This is a genomic window from Microbacterium sp. NPDC089320 (assembly GCF_040684875.1).
Classification (GTDB): Bacteria; Actinomycetota; Actinomycetes; order Actinomycetales; family Microbacteriaceae; genus Microbacterium.
In genome coordinates, this window is sequence record NZ_JBFBGY010000002.1 from 569,475 (window position 1) to 586,983 (window position 17,509).

Here is a 17,509-nt window from a genome sequence, read left to right on the forward strand (position 1 = left end):
TCGTCTCATGCCCTCGGGCGCCCTCGCCTTCGGTAAGCTCACCGTCGCGGACTTCACCCGGCGACGCCATTTGTGGTCGTATTGGTCACTACCGATATGCCGGACCCCGCGATCGCCGCCGATCGGAAGGACGCGATGAGACCCGCTCGCAGCATCGCCTCACGGGTGTTCGCCGTGCTCATCGTCGCGGCGCTCGTCGTCGGCGCTCTCGTCGCTGTCTTCCTGGTGATCGACGCGCAGCGCGCCACGCACGCCGAGGCTGAGCGCGTCACGGCGGCCACCGCGGTGACGCTCGCCGTCTCGCCGCTCGTGATCGATGCGTTGGAAGCGGGCGACGCCGCGACGGCCACGCAGGCCCTCGAGCCGTACGCCCTCGACGTGATCGCCGACGCGGATCTCGACTTCGTGACGATCATGACCTCCGACGGCACCCGGGTGACCCACCCCGACATCGATCAGATCGGGGCGAGATACCTCGGCACGATCCCCGACGCTCCTCAGCCCCTGACCGAGGTGTTCACCGGCACCCTCGGCCCCTCGGTGCGGACCATCGTCCCCGTGCTCGCGGCCGGCGGCGAACCGGTCGGCTGGGTGTCGGCGGGCGTGACGACCGAGACCATCTCGGACACCCTGATCCGTCGCCTCCCGCTGTCGCTCGGCATCACGGTCGGCCTCGTCGCCCTCGGCGCGCTCGGCGCCTGGGCAGCGCGACGATTCACCCGACGCATCGCCGGCGATCTGCCGCCCGGTCAGGTGCGCGACGCGGTGTCCTCCTACGAGTCGCTGAGGACGCTCGGCGAGGCCCTGCGCGCGCAGACCCACGAACACGGCAATCGCATGCACACCGCGGTCGCCCTGCTCGAGCTGGGCCGCGCTGACGAGGCGATCGACATCCTGACCGAGACCTCGCGGCAGAGCCAGTCACTCGTCGACCAGGTCACGGCGCGACAGGCGGGCGACCCGGCGGTGGGTGCGCTCCTGCTCGGCAAGGCATCCCAGGCGAAGGAGCGAGGCATCGACTGGCGCCTGCACATCGACCCGGAGACTCCGAGATCTCCGCTTTCTCCGGTCGACAGCGTGGCAGTGCTCGGCAATCTCGTCGACAACGCCATGGACGCCGCATCCACCGGAAGCGAACGCTGGGTCGAGGTGACGCTCGAGCCATCGACCGACGGTGGCATCCTCTTGGCGGTCTCCGACAGCGGGCCCGGAATCGCCCCCGACATCCGGGCGCGGATCTTCACGCACGGATTCTCGACGAAGCCGGCGGGCTCGTCCGGGCGCGGGGTCGGACTCGCCCTCGTGCAGTCCGTCGTTCTCGGCGCCGGAGGAACGGTCGACCTCGAGGCCGACCCGACGACGTTCAGGGTCGTCCTGCCTCCACAGAGAAGGAGGCGAACACCGTGATCCGCACGCTCATCGTCGACGACGACGCTCTGACGCTGGAGCTCCATCGCTCCTATCTCGCGAGAATCGACGGCTTCATCATCGCCGGCGAATGCACGGGAGCGCGAGCCGCAGTGAGCGCTGTGCTGGAGCACGCGCGTGACGAGCCGTACGACCTCGTGCTGCTCGACATCACCATGCCGGACGGATCCGGCATCGACGTGCTGCGAGCGCTCCGTGCCCGCGCTGCCTCGGTCGACGTGATCGCGATCACCGGAGTGCGCGATGCCGAGAGCGTGCGACAGATGGCCGCGCTCGGCGTGTACCAGTATCTCGTCAAGCCATTCCCGTTCGCAGTGTTCGAGGAGCGTCTCCGTGCGTACCGAGAGCATCGGGAACAGGCGCGATCGACCGCCGGCGAGGCGACCCAGTCCGAGATCGACGCACTCCTCGGGCGATCGACCGGCGTCATCCCGCTGCCGAAGGGCCTCTCCTCGGACACCCTGCAGAAGGTCACCGCCGAGCTCCGCACGTCTGGTGCGCTGTCGGCGAGCGAGGCGGCCGAGCGTCTCGGGATGTCACGGGTATCGGCGCGCCGGTACCTCGAGCACCTCACGTCGACGGGATTCGTTCAGCGGAGCGCTCGCTACGGGGCTCGGGGACGTCCGGAGACCGAGTACGCATGGAGCCGACGCGTCGGCTGACCCGGCGGACGGACGACGTCCGAGTCACCGCGGAAGTCGGCCCTCGTGCAGCAGCCCCTCGGGGTCGGCCGTCACCCGAATGCGCCGGAGGCGATCGACGGATGCCGTCGGCGCGCAGCGCTCGAGGGTCTGGCCGGGGCCGAGGAACGTCGGCACGGTGTGCGGTGCCTTCGCACGTGCGAGCACCTCGGCGAACCCCGCCATGCTCGCGTCGCCCGGTTCACTCGACGCGTCGGGGAGCACCGGCACCAGCGCGTGGAGCAGCCACCCGACTCCCTGCAGAGTCGCGAACCCCGCGCGCCGAGGACTCTCCAGTGCGCCGCCGAGCATTCTGATGCCGATTCCCATGATCGGCCATTGCTCGGGCATCTCTCGAAAGCGCACCAGGTCGTCGATCATCTCGTCGTCGAGCGTCGAGAGCGCTGCGGAGGCGCCGCGTCCCGGGGTCGGCTCGGTGGGCTCACCGCTGGCCTGAGCGACCGCCCGCGGCGATGTGGGACCCGAATCCTGCCGCTGCACGGTGGCAGCCCGGCCCACCCGGCGGATCAACTCGTCGGCCGAACCGTCAGAGGACAGCGCCTGCACCGTGAGGAAGCTGCGACCGCGGATCTCGTCCGGAAGCTGCGGGAGATAGGGCATCCGCATCGAGTCGACGAACACATTGAGAGACGGGGGCGCGTCGGCGGCGAGATCTCGCACCGCGCGGATCACCGTGGCGGCGTCGCGCGCCTCGAAGGTGAGCGCGGCTCCCCACACCGCGGGGGCCGGCACCAGGTCGATCTCGAGCGCTGTGACGATGCCCATCACGGCACCCGCACCGCGCACGGCCCACATCAGATCCGGATCGACCTCGTCGTCGACGCGCTCGTGCGATCCGTCGCTGCGGAGGATCCAGACCGCGCGCAGGTTGTCGGAGCCCAGCCCGGCGGTGCGACTGAACCAGGAGTGCCCGCCCGCGAGCGTGTAGCCCGCCACGCTGACGACCGGACTCGTTCCGGCGGGTGCCACCCAGCCGGACCCCTCGAGCGCGTCGACCACGGCCCCCCAACGCACACCGCTGCCGACCCTCGCGACTCCGACCTCGCGGTCGATCTCGACGTCGTCGAACGCTCCCATCCGCACGATCACGGAGCCTGCGAGGTCTCCTGACGCGCCGTGCCCGGTGGGTTGCACCGCGAGCGTGGCGCCCGCATCGCTCGCCGCGCGGAGAAGCACGCGCAGGTCATCGACATCGGACGGAGAGGCGACGCCGAGCGGATGCTGCTCGACGGCGAGATTCCAGGGCCGGCGAGCATCATCGAAGGACTCGTCACCCGGAAGGATGAGAGATCCGCGCAGCGCTCGTCGCGCAGCGTCCAGCACAGACAGATGGGCCATGCCGTCACCGTACGACGCCCCGGGGACGTTGTCGATGGCGTCATGGCCCATCTCGTGCGACCGGCGAGCCGGAACGCCGGGTCTACTCGCCGGCGAGACCGCCGAGCATGTGGCCGAACGAGCGGCCTTCCCCGAGATAGGTGGCGGGGTCGTACGGGTCGTCGGTCACAGCCACCTCACGCCTGGCGATCGCTTCAGCCAGCTCGCGCGCACCCTTCTCGACGCGCTTGGCGAGCGGTGCGACGTCATCGCCGGCCCCGCCCCAGTCGCTCGACGCGGCGAAGACACCGGTCGAGACGGCATCGGCATGGAGATACGCGAACAGCGGTCGGATCGCGTAGTCGATGGCCAGTGAGTGGCGCGCTGTGCCGGCGTTCGCACCGATCAGCACCGGCGTGCCGGTGAGCGCGTCAGGGTCGAGCACGTCGATGAACGACTTGAACAGCCCGTTGTAGCTCGTCGAGAAGATCGGCGTGACGGCGATCAGCGCATCCGCCGACACGACGGTGTTGATCGCGGTCTCCAGCGCGGGCGGCGCGAAGCCGGTGAGCAGGTTGTTCGTGATGTCGTGCGCGTAGTCGCGCAGCTCGATCACGTCGACGCTCGCCTCGATGTCGTGGCCCGCAAGGGCCTTCACGGTCTCTGCTGCCAGGCGATCCGCCAGCATCCGCGTGGACGACGGGTTCGAGAGACCTGCGGACACGACGGCGATTCGACGCGTGGTCATCTCAGGCCTCCTTCCGGCCGAGTCCGAATGCTGCTCCCGCCGGGGCGGGAGAGTCCTGGTAGGGCGAGTCGCCCGTCAGGTTGTCTCCGCGGTTCGCACCCGGTCGAGCCTGACGCGTCGGGCCGTCGCCGAACTCGGCCTTGACCCGGGCGCCGTGCGTCGGAGCATCCGGCACGGAGGCCGGGCGATCCTTCGCCATCTCCTTGCGCAGGACCGGAACGACCTCGGAGCCGAGGATGTCGAGCTGCTCGAGAACCGTCTTCAGCGGGAGTCCGGCGTGGTCGATCAGGAACAGCTGACGCTGGTAGTCGCCGTAGTGCTCGCGCATGGCCGCGTAGCGGTCGATGACCTGCTGAGGCGAACCCACGGTGAGCGGGGTCATCTCGGTGAAGTCCTCCATGCTCGGCCCATGACCGTACACAGGGGCGTTGTCGAAGTAGGGGCGGAAGTGGTTCACCGCGTCCTGCGACTTCGCCGCCATGAACACCTGACCTCCGAGGCCGACGATCGCCTGCTCCGGTGTGCCGTGTCCGTAGTGCGCGTAGCGCTGGCGGTACAGCTCGATCAGACGCTGGTAGTGCTCCTTGGGCCAGAAGATGTTGTTGGCGAAGAAGCCGTCGCCGTAATAGGCGGCCTGCTCGGCGATCTCCGGGGTGCGGATCGATCCGTGCCAGACGAACGGCGCGACGCCGTCGAGGGGGCGAGGCGTCGAGGTGAAGCCCTGCAGCGGGGTGCGGAACTTGCCCTCCCAGTTCACCACGTCCTCACGCCACAGCTTGTGCAGCAGGGCGTAGTTCTCGATCGCGAGCGGCAGGCCCTGCCTGATGTCCTGGCCGAACCAGGGGTACACCGGGCCCGTGTTGCCGCGGCCGAGCATGAGATCCATGCGTCCGTCCGAGACGTGCTGCAGCATCGCGTACTCCTCGGCGATGCGCACGGGGTCGTTCGTCGTGATCAGGGTGGTCGACGTCGAGACGATGAGACGCTCGGTCTGGGCCGCGAGGGCTGCGAGGAACGTCGTGGGGCTCGAGGACCAGAACGGAGGGTTGTGGTGCTCGCCGATCGCGAAGACGTCGAGGCCCACCTCCTCGCTGTGCTTGGCGATCGCAAGGGTCGCCTTGATCCGCTCCTGCTCACTCGGCGTCTCGCCGGTGGTCGGATCGCGGGTGATGTCGCTGACCGACATGATGCCGAACTGCACCGGGACGCCTGCCTGCTCGCTCATGATTGCTCCGTCTTCTCCGAATCGGGTGCCGTGCATCCGGTTCTATTCATTTGAATGTATCTGAGTCAACGCGATGCGAGCAACTTTATTCCCCGAGTAGCCTCGGAGGATGCACAGCGACGGAGCCGCCCCGACGAACCCCGCCACCGGATCCGTCCAGAAGCCCCGCAGACGCGTCCCGTTCTGGGACAACGCGCGATACGCGTGCATCGTGCTCGTCGTCCTGGGTCATGCGATCCAGCGCCTCACCTACGACTCCGACATCGCGCTCGCGGCCTACCTCGCCCTGTACGCCTTCCACATGCCGGCATTCGCGATCATCTCCGGCTACTTCTCGAAGTCCGGATCCCCCACGCGGGTGCAGATGGCGAGGGTCATCACCGACATCCTCCTGCCGTACGTGATCTTCGAGTTCCTCTGGACCCTCACGAAATGGCTTGTCGAGGGTCAGGCCGATCCGAACTTCACCAAGCCGTCATGGACACTCTGGTTCCTGTTGGCTCTCGGCATCTTCCGCCTCGTCCTCCCCTACCTCGCCCTGCTGCGCTGGCCCCTGCTGTGGACCGTCATCATCTCGATCGGCGTCGGCTATCTGCCCAATGTCGACAGCACGTTCTCCCTGTCGAGGACGCTGGGCCTGCTGCCCTTCTTCGCCCTCGGCTGGTGGCTGCGCGACCGCGACGTCGTCGATCGCCTCCGCCTGCTCGAGATCCGCCCGTGGTGGATCCGGGTCGTCAGCGTCGCGCTGCTCGCTGCGGCAGGGTTCGTCGCCTGGAGGTGGATCGACGTCTGGAAGGAGCTCGACCTGCGCCATTGGTTGTTCTACGAAGACGCATACGCGGACCTCGGCGGCGAGCAGTGGTGGGCCGGCGGTGTGCGCGTGGCGCTCATGCTGATGGCCGTGATCCTCAGCGCCGCCTTCTTCTGCCTGATCCCTCGGGGAACCTACTGGTGGACGCGGTTCGGGCAGTACACGATGTACGTGTTCCTCCTGCACTCGTTCGTGCTCTACCCGTTCCGCGAGACCGGCGTGCTGCGCGACCTCGACCCGACGTGGCTGTGGCTGCCGCTGGTGACCCTCCTGTCGGTGGTGCTGGCCCTCGCGCTCGCCACCAAGCCCGTGCGCTGGCTCTTCCGCCCGCTCGTCGAACCCCGCCCGTCGTGGCTCTTCCGAGACCCGGAGCTCGCTCGGCGCGAGGGCCATCGGAGCGACCCGACCGGGTCTCGTCGGCCCCGCCAGGGCGCAGCGGCTAGCCTGAAGGAGTGACCAGAGCCGAGACGATCCGCGACCGCCTCGTGGACCGCGCGGATGCGTCGGGGTTCGGGGCGCACGGGCTCCATGTGCTCGTGGGCGCCGACGTCGCGGAGCACCGGTGGACCGCTGACGTCCGAGAGGAGATCCACTCGGTGGCGAAGGGCCTGTGCGTCTTCGCAGCAGGGATCGCCGCGGCCGACGGGCTCGTGTCTCTCGACGCCCCGATCGCCGAGTACGCACCCGACCTCAGCTACGGAGACGGCGTCGAGGACATCACGCTGCGACGTCTGCTCGCGATGTCGAGCGGCATAGACCTCCCCTGGTCGGAGACCATGATGACCGACTGGCCTGATCTCGCGCGGGAGTTCTTCGCGCGCCCGTCGCGTGGCCGTGTCTTCCAGTACTCGAACGCCAGCACCTACGCGGCGATGACGATCCTCGCCACCCGAACCGGAGACGTCCTCGACTACCTGCGCCCCCGGCTGTTCACCCCTCTCGGCATCGACGACGTCGAGTGGGAGCGCTGCCCTCACGGACGCATCATCGCGGGAGGCGGCATCGCGCTGCGCACCGAGGAGATGGCCCGCCTCGGCCGGCTGATCCGCGATCGAGGCGAGTGGCAGGGCCGACGGCTGGTGCCCTCCGAGATCATCGACGCGATGCACACCGACTGGGTGGTGGCCGGCGCGAACCCCGGCTATCAGCGCTATGCGCTTGCGGGCTGGGACGGCCCGGGCCCGGCGTGGCGGCTGCACGGAGCATACGGGCAGCTCCTCGTCTTCGTCGAGGACGCGGTCGTGACGATCTCGGCCGACGACCACTTCGGCGCGGATGCGTACGCGACGTTCGTCGCGGAGACGCTTCGGCGCTGACGCCGGGTCAGATCAGGCGAAGAGCTCCGCGCCGACGAACGACCCCGGCCTCGCGCCCCCGGGGATCGCCCAGATCCCCGACCCGACATGAGTGATGTACTCGTTCATCCGATCCGTCGACAGCCGACGCTGCAGCGTGATGAACTGGGCGGGATCCCGCTGATACGACAGGAAGAACAGCCCGGCGTCCAGTCGACCCAGATCGTTGTTGCCGTTGACGTAGTTGAAACCTCGACGCAGGATCCGGATGCCGCCGTTCTGATCCGGGTGCGCCAGACGCACGTGGGCGTTCTGATCGATCGCCGACGTCCCGAAGTCCGGCGCGGTGAACTCGTCGCCGCCGGAGAGCGGAGCGCCCTCTCCCTTCTCGCGCCCGACGATGGTGTTCTGCTCGGAGAGCCGCACGCGATCCCAGGTCTCGATGCGCATGGCGATCTTGCGCGCCACGAGATACGACCCCCCGACCATCCACGGCGGATCGTCTGCGGCTCCGAGCCAGACATTCTCGTCGAGAGCATCGGAGTCGTCTGCGAGGATGTTCGCTGTCCCGTCCTTGAATCCGAACAGGTTGCGGGGCGTCGCCTGCGCCGACGTCGTGCGCGATGTCTTGCCGAACCCGAGCTGAGACCAGCGCAGCTTGGCGCGACCGAAGGCGATCCGGCTCAGGTTGCGGACAGCGTGCACCGCGACCTGGGGGTCGTCCGCGCACGCCTGGATGCAGAGATCGCCATGCGAGGTCTGCGGGTCGAGATCGTCGCCGAGAAAGGCGGGGAGCCTCTCGAGCTGCTCAGGACGCTGCGAGGCGATGCCGTAGCGGTCGCCCTCCTCGTTCTCGAACAGGCTCGGCCCGAAGCCGAAGGTGATCGTGAGTCCGGCTGCAGGCAGCCCGAGGGCCTCGCCCGTGTCATCCGGCGGCACCTCGGCGTCTCCTCCGACGGCGCCGGTGGCACTCACCTCGAGGCCCTGCGTCATCCGCGACGACGCGTAGCTCCAATCCTGCAGGAGGGTGATCAGGTCATCGCGGTTCGTGCGAGGCATCATGTCGAACGAGGCGAAATGCAGATGCTCCTGCACGGGGGTCGTGATCCCGGCCTGGTGCGTGCCGAAGAAGTCATACGCATGCTGCGCGTCGGCTTCGGCCCTGGCGCGTCCGAGTGCGACGCCACCCGTCAGCCCGGCGCCGAGTCCGACAGCGAGCGAAGCGACTCCTCCGCCCAGGGCCAGACCGAGGAGTCCGCGCCGGCTGAGCCCTGTCGACGCGGATGCCGCGTCCCCCGGCTCCGGGAAGGAGTCGGGGGTTGCAGCCTCTTTCGAGCTGTCGTTCACGTGCGAGACCGTGTCCTTCGGCTCAATCGAGCACGGTGCCGGTGAGCTGCGAGAGCGGCTCGGCGAGGGCGTTGATGAGGTCGGTGAACTCCCGCTTGTCCGCGTCGGTGAGCTCGGCGTAGCCGACGAAGCCGTCGGAGAGCGACCCGTGCGCTGCGAGAGAGGCCTCGAGGGCGGAGTACCCGCCTTCGATCTTCGTCACGAGCGCCGCGCCCTCATCGCCCTGCGACGTGGCGAAGTCCTGCACGAGCGAGAAGGCCATCTTCGAGCCTTCGACATTCGCCGCGAAGTCGTAGAGATCGGTGCCGGACCACCAGTCCTCCTCACCCGAGATCTTGCCGGTCGCCACCTCATCGAGCAGTGCGATCGCGCCATTCGAGATCCCGCCGATCCCCTGGTCGTCGAGAGACGCGGTGAAGTCGTCCGAGTGCACGTAGTCGTAGAGCTCCTGCACGTCGGCGATCAGCTGGTCGCCGTACTCCGCACGCTCCTCGGTCGTGGACGGCGCCCAGTCCTGCCACGCCGGCGTCTCGCCGTCGGCGTTGAGGGCATCCTGGGCCGGCACCCAGAGGTCTTTCTCGATGCGGTGGAAGCCGGTCCAGTCGAGTCCCTCGGCCACCGCGTCGACCTCGCGGTAGTCGATGCGGGGGTCGAGCGTTCCGAGCGCTTCGGCGACGGGCTCGATGCGCTCGTAGAACGCGCGGGTCTGCGGGAACAGCGACCGGGCGGTCTCGTCGTCGCCGGACTCGTAGGCAGCGACGAGATCATCGACCGACGGCACCAGCTGGCCGACCTGATCCTTCACGAAGGCGGCATACAGATCGACCGCCTGCTGCTTCTGATCAGCATCCTCGCCGTCGATCGCGACTCGGTCCCCGGTCACGGTGAACGCGGACTTGCCGACGCCCTCGCCGACCATGCCCGGCTTGCACAGCGTGAAGTAGTCCCCCGGCTGGGCCACCACGGTGAGAGTGCGCGAAGCCGAGGGCGCGATGTTCTCGACCTCGCCCACGATGCGGAGGCCGTCGTCGGCGAGCAGATAGAACTCGGAGGTCTGTGCGCTGTCGTTCGTCACATCGAACGTGAGCGTGCCACTCTTCGCGGTCGCCCCAGAGACGGCGCATTCGGAGTCGGTCGACGAGACGTCGAAGGCTGCGCCTGCCGCCACATCGCTCTTGGCGACGCAACCGGCGAGAACGAGTGCGGCCGCGCCTGCTGCGGCGACGGCACCGAGGATTCGGCGAGAGGTGGTCATACTGCTCCTTGCTGGGTGAGAGTGGGCGCAGACGCGTCACGACCCTCGGGCGTCTGCGTGCGCGGGGAGGCAGGGCGGCGCGACCGCAGCCCACGGAGGAAGAAGAAGCCGACGGCGACCATGTACACGGCCCAGGCGGCGACCTGGAGCCAGGTCATGCGGGGCATGAATCCGACGGTCGCCTGCAGAACGGTCGCCCAGGCGCTGTCAGGAGCGATCACGTTCGTCACGTCGAACGCCCAGCCGAAGGGGAATGCCGCCCAGCCGAGAGCGACGGCGCCGGTCGCCGCGTCGATCGGCGCCGCCGCGGTGAACGGACCGGGAAGGGCGCCGGCCTCCTGGAGGTCCATGATCGCGTACGCCAGCACGCCCGCCGCGACGATGACGAGGAATCCGCTGGTCCACGTGAAGAAGCGCCGCAGATCGAGCCGGACGGCCCCGCGAGCGAGGAGCCAGCCGATCACCACGGCGGCGAGAAGCCCCAGCACAGCGCCGAGCAGTGCCGACGGAGCATCGCCGAAGGACTGCACCATCGACCACAGCAGGAGCGTCGTCTCGATTCCTTCTCGCGCCACCGATACGAAGCCGATCGCGATCAGCGCCCAGATTCCGCCCTGCGTGAGTGCGCGGTCGAGTCCGCCCTCGAGGGTCGCCTTCATCGTGCGCCCGGCCTTCTGCATCCAGAAGATCATCCAGGTCACCATGCCCACCGCGAGCAGCGACAGCAGCCCGCCGATGAGCTCCTGAGCCTCGAACGTGAGCGAGTACGCACCGAAGGTGAGGACGGCGCCGATGCCGAGCGCGAGCGCGACCGCCAGACCGACTCCCGCCCAGAGCCTCGGCAGCGCGTCGCCACGGCCGAGCCTGCGCAGGTACGCGACGAGGATGCCGACGACGAGCGCGGCTTCGAGGCCTTCACGAAGACCGATGAGAAAAGTGGCGAGCACGGAATGAGACTCTCTGCAATGATGAGGTAAGGCATTCCTTACTTCAGAGACATTAGCATCCCTTCGTCAGGAGCCTCACACAACCGAGATCGGCCTTCGGTAATTCGGCGCAACACTGAGCCACCCGTCGCCGGACCCGATCTACGCTCGGTGAATGGCTGATCTCTCGCTTCCCATCCTCGACCTGTCCCAGCTCGACGCCGGCCCCGAAGCCGCCGCTCGGTTCCGCGACGACCTTCGCGCAGCCACGCACGACGTGGGCTTCTTCTATCTCACCGGCACCGGCGTCTCCCCCGAGCTGGAGGCGCGTCTGCATCGCGCCGCGCTCGACTTCTTCGCCCTCCCCGAAGACGAGAAGCTCGCGATCGAGAACGTGAAGAGCCCGCACTTCCGGGGATACACGCGTGTCGGCGGCGAGCGCACTCAGGGCAAGGTCGACTGGCGCGAACAGATCGACATCGGCCCTGAGCGCGAGCCCGTGAACGGCGGTCCGGCGTTCAACCGACTCGTCGGCCCGAACCTGTGGCCCGCCGCACAGCCCGAGCTCAAGGCGGTCGTCACCGAGTGGCACGACACGCTGACCGAGGTCGCGCGCAAACTGCTCCGCGCCTGGGCCGTCACGCTCGGGGCGGACGAGTCGTACTTCGACGAGCCCTTCCGCGACCCGTCGACGCTGATCAAGATCGTCCGCTACCCCGGCACTCACGAACCCGAGCCCCAGCAGGGCGTCGGAGCGCACAAGGACTCCGGCGTGCTGACCCTCCTCTGGGTCGAGCCCGGCAAGGGCGGTCTCCAGGTCGAACGCGACGGCGAGTGGGTGTCAGCTCCGTCGGTCCCCGGTGCCTTCGTCGTCAACATCGGGGAGCTGCTGGAGTACGCGACCGGCGGCTACCTCAAGGCGACCAACCATCGGGTCATCTCCCCGCGGGCACCTGAAGAGCGCATCTCGATCCCGTTCTTCTTCAATCCCGCGCTCGATCAGCAGCTGCCGCTCCTCGAGCTGCCGGCGGACCTCGCCGCCGCGGCGACCGGCGTCACCGACGATCCGAGCAACCCCATCCACGCCACGTACGGCGAGAACGCCATGAAGTCCCGGCTGCGCGCGCACCCCGATGTCGCCGCGATCCATCACCCGGACCTCGTCGGCTCGACAGTCTGAGAGGGCGGGCGGGTTCATCCCCGCCCGCCCCCGGGTATGACGAAGGCCGCCCCACACCTGGGGCGGCCTTCTCAAGAATGTTTTGCGCGATTGTACGCTGGAGCGCTCTGCGTTATCGGCGGAGACCCAGGCGTGCGATCAGCGAGCGGTAGCGCTCGATGTCGACGCTCTGGAGGTAGCCGAGCAGACGACGGCGCTGACCCACGAGCAGGAACAGGCCACGACGCGAGTGGTGGTCGTGCTTGTGCTCCTTCAGGTGCTCGGTGAGGTCCTTGATGCGCTGCGTCAGCATCGCGGCCTGCACCTCGGGGGATCCGGTGTCACCGGGGTGCGTCGCGTACTCTTCGATGATCGCCTTCTTGACGTCTGCTTCCAGTGCCATAGATTCGATCCCCTCTCTGCTTGTTGCGCGGTGCCCGACGCCTGATGCGTGAGCTCTCTTTATCCGCGGCCGATCGAACGGCAACCTGAAGAGTCTACCAGGACTCGATGCCCGTGGGCGACAGCGCCCGCGGGCGCACGCCGGCTCCTCGGATACGCTCGAACCATGCATGACGGACACACGGCGTGAGCGCTGCACGCAGCCATCTGATCGACCTCAGCCCCCTGCGCGCCAGCCCGGCATTCGCTCGGATGTGGATCGGCTCGGTCCTCGCGGGGATCGGCGGCCAGCTGACGATCGTCACGGTGATGCTGCACGTGTTCGCGCTGACCGCAAGCACCTTCGCGGTCTCCATGATCGCCGTCGCCGGACTCGTGCCGATGATCCTCGCCGGACTCTATGGCGGCATGCTCGCCGACGCGTTCGACCGCCGACGGGTCGCGTTGATCGCGGCGACGGTGACCTTCGCCTCGACCGCGTTGCTCGCGGCGCTGACGTGGACCGGTGCAGAGACGATCTGGTGGCTCTATGCGCTGAGCATCGTCAACTCGGCCGCAAACTCGGTGGGTATGGCGACCCGAACCGCGATCGTGCCGCGCCTCATCCCCCGCGACAAGCTGGCAGCCGCTTCCGCGCTCAACGGGGTGGCTTTCGGTCTCACCGTGATGGCCGGGCCTGCGATCGCCGGCATCCTGGTGGCGCTGACGGGCTACGGGTGGACCTACACACTCGATGTCGTCCTGATGCTGTCGATGTTCCTCGGCCTCTGGAGACTGCCTCCGCTTCGCCCGGAAGGCGACATCGTGAGACCGGGCCTCGCGTCTCTCGTGGACGGATGGCGATTCCTGCGTAGAGCGAACAACATCCGGATGCAGTACGTGGTCGACATCATCGCCATGACGTTCGGGCAGCCCCTCGTGCTGTTCCCCGCGCTCGGCACGCTCCTGCTGGGCGGCGGCGCGGTGACCACCGGCATCCTCACCGCCGCCGTCGCCGCCGGCACGTTCGCGTCGAGCCTCTTCTCCGGACGGGTCGTGCAGTACCGCTGGCACGGACGCGGCATCGAGCGCGCGGTCGAGGCCTACGGCGCGTCGATCCTGCTCTTCGGCGTGGTCCTGGTCGTCGGCGCATTCTCTGCTCCGGCGTCGGAGCAGAGTCCGAACATCGGCCTGATCATCGCCTCGTGCGTGGCTCTCGCGCTGTCGGGCGCATCCGACAATGTCAGCTCGATCTATCGCAACACGATGATGCAGGCGGCAGTGCCCGACACGATGCGGGGTCGACTGCAGGGAGTCTTCATCATCGTCGTCGCCGGCGGACCGCGCATCGGCGCTCTCTATGCGGGCACGCTCGCGACGCTGACGACGCTGTGGTTCCCTCCGCTGCTCGGCGGATTGCTCGTGATCGCCCTGGTCGCGCTGCTCGCGCGGCGCAGTCCCGGGTTCCGCGGCTATGACGCCGAGAACCCCGAGCCCTGAGGGACCCGGGGTTCTCGAGATCAGCTGATCAGTCCTGCTGCAGAGCGCCCTGCAGGTCGAGGCTGATCGTGACGTCCTTGCCGACCAGCACGCCGCCGGTCTCGAGGGCCGCGTTCCAGGTCAGGCCGAAGTCCTCGCGGTTGATGACCGTCTTGGCCGATGCGCCGGCCTTGTAGTTGCCCCACGGGTCGGAGCCGAAGCCGCCGAAGTCGAGCTCGAAGCTGACGGGCTTGGTGATGCCGCGGATCGTCAGGTCGCCGTCGACGAACAGCTCGCCGTCCTCGGCGCGCGCGCCCGTCGACACGAACTCCATGGTGGGGAAGTTCTCGGTGTCGAAGAAGTCGCCGGAGCGCAGGTGCGTGTCGCGACCCTCGTCCTTGGTGTCGATCGAGGTGACGTCGACGCTCGCCTCGACGCGCGCCTCGAGCGGGTTCTCGGGGGCGATCAGCGTGGCGCTCTTGACGCCGAACGTGCCGCGCACCTTCGAGATCATCATGTGGCGCACGCTGAACGTGACCTCGCTGTGCGACGGGTCGAGCACCCAGGTGCCGGGGCGGTAGCCAGGGATGTCGATGCTGGTCATGGTTTCTCCTCTGGAGACATCGGCCGCATGAGCGGCAACGGATGAGGGGCCGCGTTCACGGCGTCACGCATAACAACTTACATGCATATGCATGTATTCCCCTGAATGAAGATTTTTCTCCGAGGACGGCGAAGGCGCCGAGCCCGCAACGGGCTCGGCGCCTTCCGACGTTGATCCGATCAGCCGACAGCGACGAGATCGATGATGAAGATGAGAGTCTTGCCGGACAGGAAGTGGCCTCCGCCGACCGGACCGTATGCGAGGTGCGGGGGGATCACGAGCTCGCGTCGTCCGCCCTCCTTCATGCCGGGGATGCCGTCCTGCCACCCCTGGATCAGGCCGCGAAGCGGGAACTGGATGGTCTCGCCGCGACCCCAGGACGAGTCGAACTCCTCGCCCGATTCGAACTCGACACCGGCGTAGTGCACGGTGACGGTGTCGCCGGGCTTGGCCTCGGCTCCGTCTCCTTCGATGATGTCGCGGATCACGAGCTCCGCGGGAGCGGGTCCGGTGGGGGCGTCGAACTCAGGCTTTGTGCGATCAGTCATGCCCTCCATCAAACCGGAGTCGCACGGCGCGGGTCAACGCGCTCGCTCCGCTGAGGGCGAAACGACGAGGCTCGCCCTCACCTGCCTGCAAACCCTTGACACCCGCGCGCGCCGGGTGCACCCTGTTTACAGACCAACTCAGCGCCCGGTAGACATGCAGGCATCGCCGCAGCACCGGGCGCTGAGTGTTGGTACGGCATCTGCGTGACGCGCCCCGAGCGTCACGCCGGATGCTGCCCCTCTGCGTATGCGATCAGCATCGATGCGAGCGCTTCGGGGCGACTGAGGGCGACGCAGTGGCTTCCCCTGATCTCATCCGCGACGATGCCCAGGCGCTCACGCGCGAGGTCGCGGAGGAACGCGGGCGGGAAGAATCTGTCCTCCGTGCAGACGATGAACCGCGTCGGGACCGAGGGCCAGGCTGCGAGCGGCCACGGCGCCGCCATGGATGCCGCCGACGGGTGCGCTCTCTCCCGACCCATCGCCTCGTCTGCGAGCGCTCGCGGTACGTCGTGATAGAAGCCGATGTACGGATCGTCATTCCCGGTGAGACCGCCGTCTCGCGCTGACTGCGCCCTCACGGCATCCTCGAATCCGGTGTTCGCCCACCACTCGTCGGGGCGCTCCCCCGGCTCGGGGATCATCGCCGCGAGCATCACGAGCACGTCTGCCGTCACTCTCTCTGCGACGAGCGGCGCGGTGAAACCGCCGAACGAGTGCCCGACGACGACACCGCCCCGTCTCGCATCGGCCGCCGCCGCCACAGCATCCGCGTAGTCGATGAGCGTCAGGGACTCGTCATCGCCCGGCAGATCGGGTGCGATCACCTCATGTCCGCGCTCGCGCAGCACGGCGGCGAGCCGATGCCACGACCACCCCGTGTCTCCGGCGCCGTGCACGAGGATGAAGAGGGCCATGATGCAGGGACCTCAGTAGGCCAGCAGCGCCGCCCGTGCGGCACGGGTGCGGGCGAGCAGAGCCTGCTCGTCTGCCGGCGCCAGCGGGTCACGCCCCGTGATCGCTCGCTGACGGACGGATGCCAGCGTCGTGGCGTCCTTGATGAACTCGCGCATCAGCGGACGCCGATCGCCGCGAAGCTGCGATGCCCACGCGAGGCCCGTCTTGCGGCCCGCCGGGGTCGCCAGCATCGTCACCTCCTCGGGCGTGAACCACCCGGCAGCCGCGTAGTCGCCCAGACGGGCCCTGGTGAGGCGCGACTCCTCTCGCCTCAGAGCGATGATCCCGACGATGAACCCCACGAAGAGCGGCACCTGGAGGACGAAGTAGAGCAGGAAGAAGTTCGCGAAGGACGATCCGTTCCACAGGCCGTGGAGCACCATCGCCCCCAGCATCCCGAGGAGCCCGAACCCGAGTGCGGCCCCGGTGGAGGCGTGCCGTCGAGCGGCGAGCCCGATCGCGAGACCGGTCAGCGATGTGAACATCGCATGGGCGAAGGGCGACATGATCGCCCGCAGGATGAAGGTCACCGTCAGCTGCTCGCCTCCGCCCTCGATCAGGCTGATCGCGAAGTACTGGATGTTCTCGGTGAACGCGAAGCCGGCACCGACCAGCGCTCCGTAGACGACCCCGTCGACGGGTCCATCGAACGAGCGACGCGCGATGAGGAAGATCAGGAAGACGCCGAACCCCTTCCAGAACTCCTCGACGATCGGCGCCTGGACGACGGCGCCGGCCACTTCTCCCCGGAACCCCAGCACCGCGGTGAGCCCCAGGTCGACGAGAAGCGTGAGCCCCACGGCGGCGATCGCACCCCACGCGATCGCGAAGAACACGAGCGATTTGGGCTCGGGCTCCCACCGGTCGATCATGCGCACGACGAAGAAGACGATCGCGAGCGGCACGAGGGCGAGGACGAGGCCGATGATCGAGGCGAGCGGTCCCAGGAACAACCCGAAGTAGGCGATCAGTCCGAGCATCAGCAGACCGAGGAACCCGAAGAGCGCGAAGAGGGCGACTCGCCCTCCTCCGCGTGCCGTCGGCAGTGCAGGAAGACCCGGGGCGGGCGAGGGCGCGGCCGGGGCGGGAGGCGAATACGGTGTCGGCTGCGCGAGGACCGAGGCGTACTGCGGGCGCTGCGAGAACTGCGGAGGGGCATAGGGTGACTGCGAATACTGCTGCGCCGAGTACTGCGGGGGCTGTGCCGGGGATGGCTGCGCATACGTCGGCGGCTGCTGCTGCGCGGGCGGCGGCGTGTACGGCGATGGCTGGGACGGTCCTCCGGAACTCATAGCCACAGCATATGGCGAACAACCGACTCGGCCCGG

General features: G+C 68.3%; 17 protein-coding genes. 6 read left to right on the top strand and 11 right to left on the bottom strand.

What is annotated here, in order from left to right:
• Positions 1–135 precede the first annotated feature (135 nt).
• A complete protein-coding gene (locus tag AB0N61_RS07355; protein ID WP_363362788.1) occupies positions 136–1,407 on the top strand; it encodes an ATP-binding protein in 1,272 nt (423 codons plus the stop codon).
• Positions 1,404–2,090, top strand: coding sequence for a response regulator (locus AB0N61_RS07360; RefSeq protein ID WP_363362790.1), 687 nt, complete (start codon positions 1,404–1,406; stop codon positions 2,088–2,090). The genes AB0N61_RS07355 and AB0N61_RS07360 overlap by 4 nt, the downstream gene beginning before the upstream one ends.
• 24 nt (positions 2,091–2,114) lie before the next feature.
• Here the strand turns inward: AB0N61_RS07360 and AB0N61_RS07365 are convergent, their stop codons facing one another.
• The 3 genes from AB0N61_RS07365 to AB0N61_RS07375 all read right to left on the bottom strand — a co-directional run bounded on the left by AB0N61_RS07365 (position 2,115) and on the right by AB0N61_RS07375 (position 5,419).
• Positions 2,115–3,467, bottom strand: coding sequence for an FAD-binding oxidoreductase (locus AB0N61_RS07365; RefSeq protein WP_363362791.1), 1,353 nt, complete (start codon positions 3,465–3,467; stop codon positions 2,115–2,117).
• A gap of 82 nt (positions 3,468–3,549) precedes the next feature.
• Positions 3,550–4,194 carry an FMN reductase gene (locus AB0N61_RS07370; protein ID WP_363362793.1) on the bottom strand — a complete coding sequence of 215 codons (645 nt, stop codon included), beginning with the start codon at positions 4,192–4,194 and terminating at the stop codon, positions 3,550–3,552.
• Between the two features lies 1 nt (position 4,195).
• Positions 4,196–5,419 (bottom strand): LLM class flavin-dependent oxidoreductase, encoded by a 1,224-nt coding sequence (locus AB0N61_RS07375; RefSeq protein WP_363362795.1) that lies wholly within the window; start codon positions 5,417–5,419, stop codon positions 4,196–4,198.
• 109 nt (positions 5,420–5,528) lie between these two features.
• On the opposite strand from AB0N61_RS07375, the gene AB0N61_RS07380 reads away from it, so the two are divergent.
• Both AB0N61_RS07380 and AB0N61_RS07385 read left to right on the top strand, forming a co-directional pair.
• Complete coding sequence (locus AB0N61_RS07380) at positions 5,529–6,686, top strand: acyltransferase family protein (RefSeq protein ID WP_363362797.1); 1,158 nt, start codon at positions 5,529–5,531, stop codon at positions 6,684–6,686.
• The gene (locus AB0N61_RS07385; RefSeq protein ID WP_363362799.1) at positions 6,683–7,546 is read left to right on the top strand and encodes a serine hydrolase; all 864 of its coding nucleotides are present in this window, start codon (positions 6,683–6,685) and stop codon (positions 7,544–7,546) included. Before AB0N61_RS07380 ends, AB0N61_RS07385 begins: the two co-directional genes overlap by 4 nt.
• A 12-nt stretch (positions 7,547–7,558) precedes the next feature.
• Here AB0N61_RS07385 and efeB read toward each other — a convergent pair whose 3' ends face one another.
• Genes efeB through efeU form a run of 3 tightly spaced genes read right to left on the bottom strand, consistent with a single transcriptional unit; the run spans position 7,559 to position 11,074 of the window.
• The gene (gene efeB, locus AB0N61_RS07390; protein ID WP_363362800.1) at positions 7,559–8,872 is read right to left on the bottom strand and encodes an iron uptake transporter deferrochelatase/peroxidase subunit; all 1,314 of its coding nucleotides are present in this window, start codon (positions 8,870–8,872) and stop codon (positions 7,559–7,561) included.
• A gap of 22 nt (positions 8,873–8,894) precedes the next feature.
• Positions 8,895–10,127, bottom strand: a complete 1,233-nt coding sequence (gene efeO / locus AB0N61_RS07395) for an iron uptake system protein EfeO (protein WP_363362801.1) — start codon at positions 10,125–10,127, stop codon at positions 8,895–8,897.
• Entirely contained in the window at positions 10,124–11,074 is a 951-nt protein-coding gene (gene efeU, locus AB0N61_RS07400; protein WP_363362803.1) for an iron uptake transporter permease EfeU, read from the bottom strand. The genes efeO and efeU overlap by 4 nt, the downstream gene beginning before the upstream one ends.
• Before the next feature lie 154 nt (positions 11,075–11,228).
• Between efeU and AB0N61_RS07405 the strand changes: the two genes are divergently transcribed.
• A complete protein-coding gene (locus tag AB0N61_RS07405) occupies positions 11,229–12,233 on the top strand; it encodes a 2-oxoglutarate and iron-dependent oxygenase domain-containing protein (RefSeq protein ID WP_363362806.1) in 1,005 nt (334 codons plus the stop codon).
• A 112-nt stretch (positions 12,234–12,345) separates the two neighbouring features.
• Here AB0N61_RS07405 and rpsO read toward each other — a convergent pair whose 3' ends face one another.
• The gene (gene rpsO / locus AB0N61_RS07410) at positions 12,346–12,615 is read right to left on the bottom strand and encodes a 30S ribosomal protein S15 (protein WP_017203073.1); all 270 of its coding nucleotides are present in this window, start codon (positions 12,613–12,615) and stop codon (positions 12,346–12,348) included.
• A gap of 185 nt (positions 12,616–12,800) precedes the next feature.
• Between rpsO and AB0N61_RS07415 the strand changes: the two genes are divergently transcribed.
• On the top strand, positions 12,801–14,093 hold the full coding sequence (locus AB0N61_RS07415) for an MFS transporter (RefSeq protein WP_363362808.1): 1,293 nt from the start codon (positions 12,801–12,803) through the stop codon (positions 14,091–14,093).
• Between the two features lie 28 nt (positions 14,094–14,121).
• Here the strand turns inward: AB0N61_RS07415 and AB0N61_RS07420 are convergent, their stop codons facing one another.
• From AB0N61_RS07420 to AB0N61_RS07435, 4 genes are all read right to left on the bottom strand, one after another.
• On the bottom strand, positions 14,122–14,676 hold the full coding sequence (locus AB0N61_RS07420) for a YceI family protein (protein WP_053095805.1): 555 nt from the start codon (positions 14,674–14,676) through the stop codon (positions 14,122–14,124).
• Between the two features lie 179 nt (positions 14,677–14,855).
• Positions 14,856–15,224, bottom strand: coding sequence for an FKBP-type peptidyl-prolyl cis-trans isomerase (locus AB0N61_RS07425; RefSeq protein WP_053095804.1), 369 nt, complete (start codon positions 15,222–15,224; stop codon positions 14,856–14,858).
• Positions 15,225–15,445: 221 nt separating this feature from the next.
• Positions 15,446–16,141 carry an alpha/beta hydrolase gene (locus AB0N61_RS07430; protein ID WP_363362811.1) on the bottom strand — a complete coding sequence of 232 codons (696 nt, stop codon included), beginning with the start codon at positions 16,139–16,141 and terminating at the stop codon, positions 15,446–15,448.
• A gap of 12 nt (positions 16,142–16,153) precedes the next feature.
• Positions 16,154–17,473: a PrsW family intramembrane metalloprotease gene (locus tag AB0N61_RS07435; RefSeq protein ID WP_363362813.1), complete on the bottom strand. Its 1,320-nt coding sequence runs from the start codon at positions 17,471–17,473 to the stop codon at positions 16,154–16,156.
• Between the last annotated feature and the right edge of the window lie 36 nt (positions 17,474–17,509).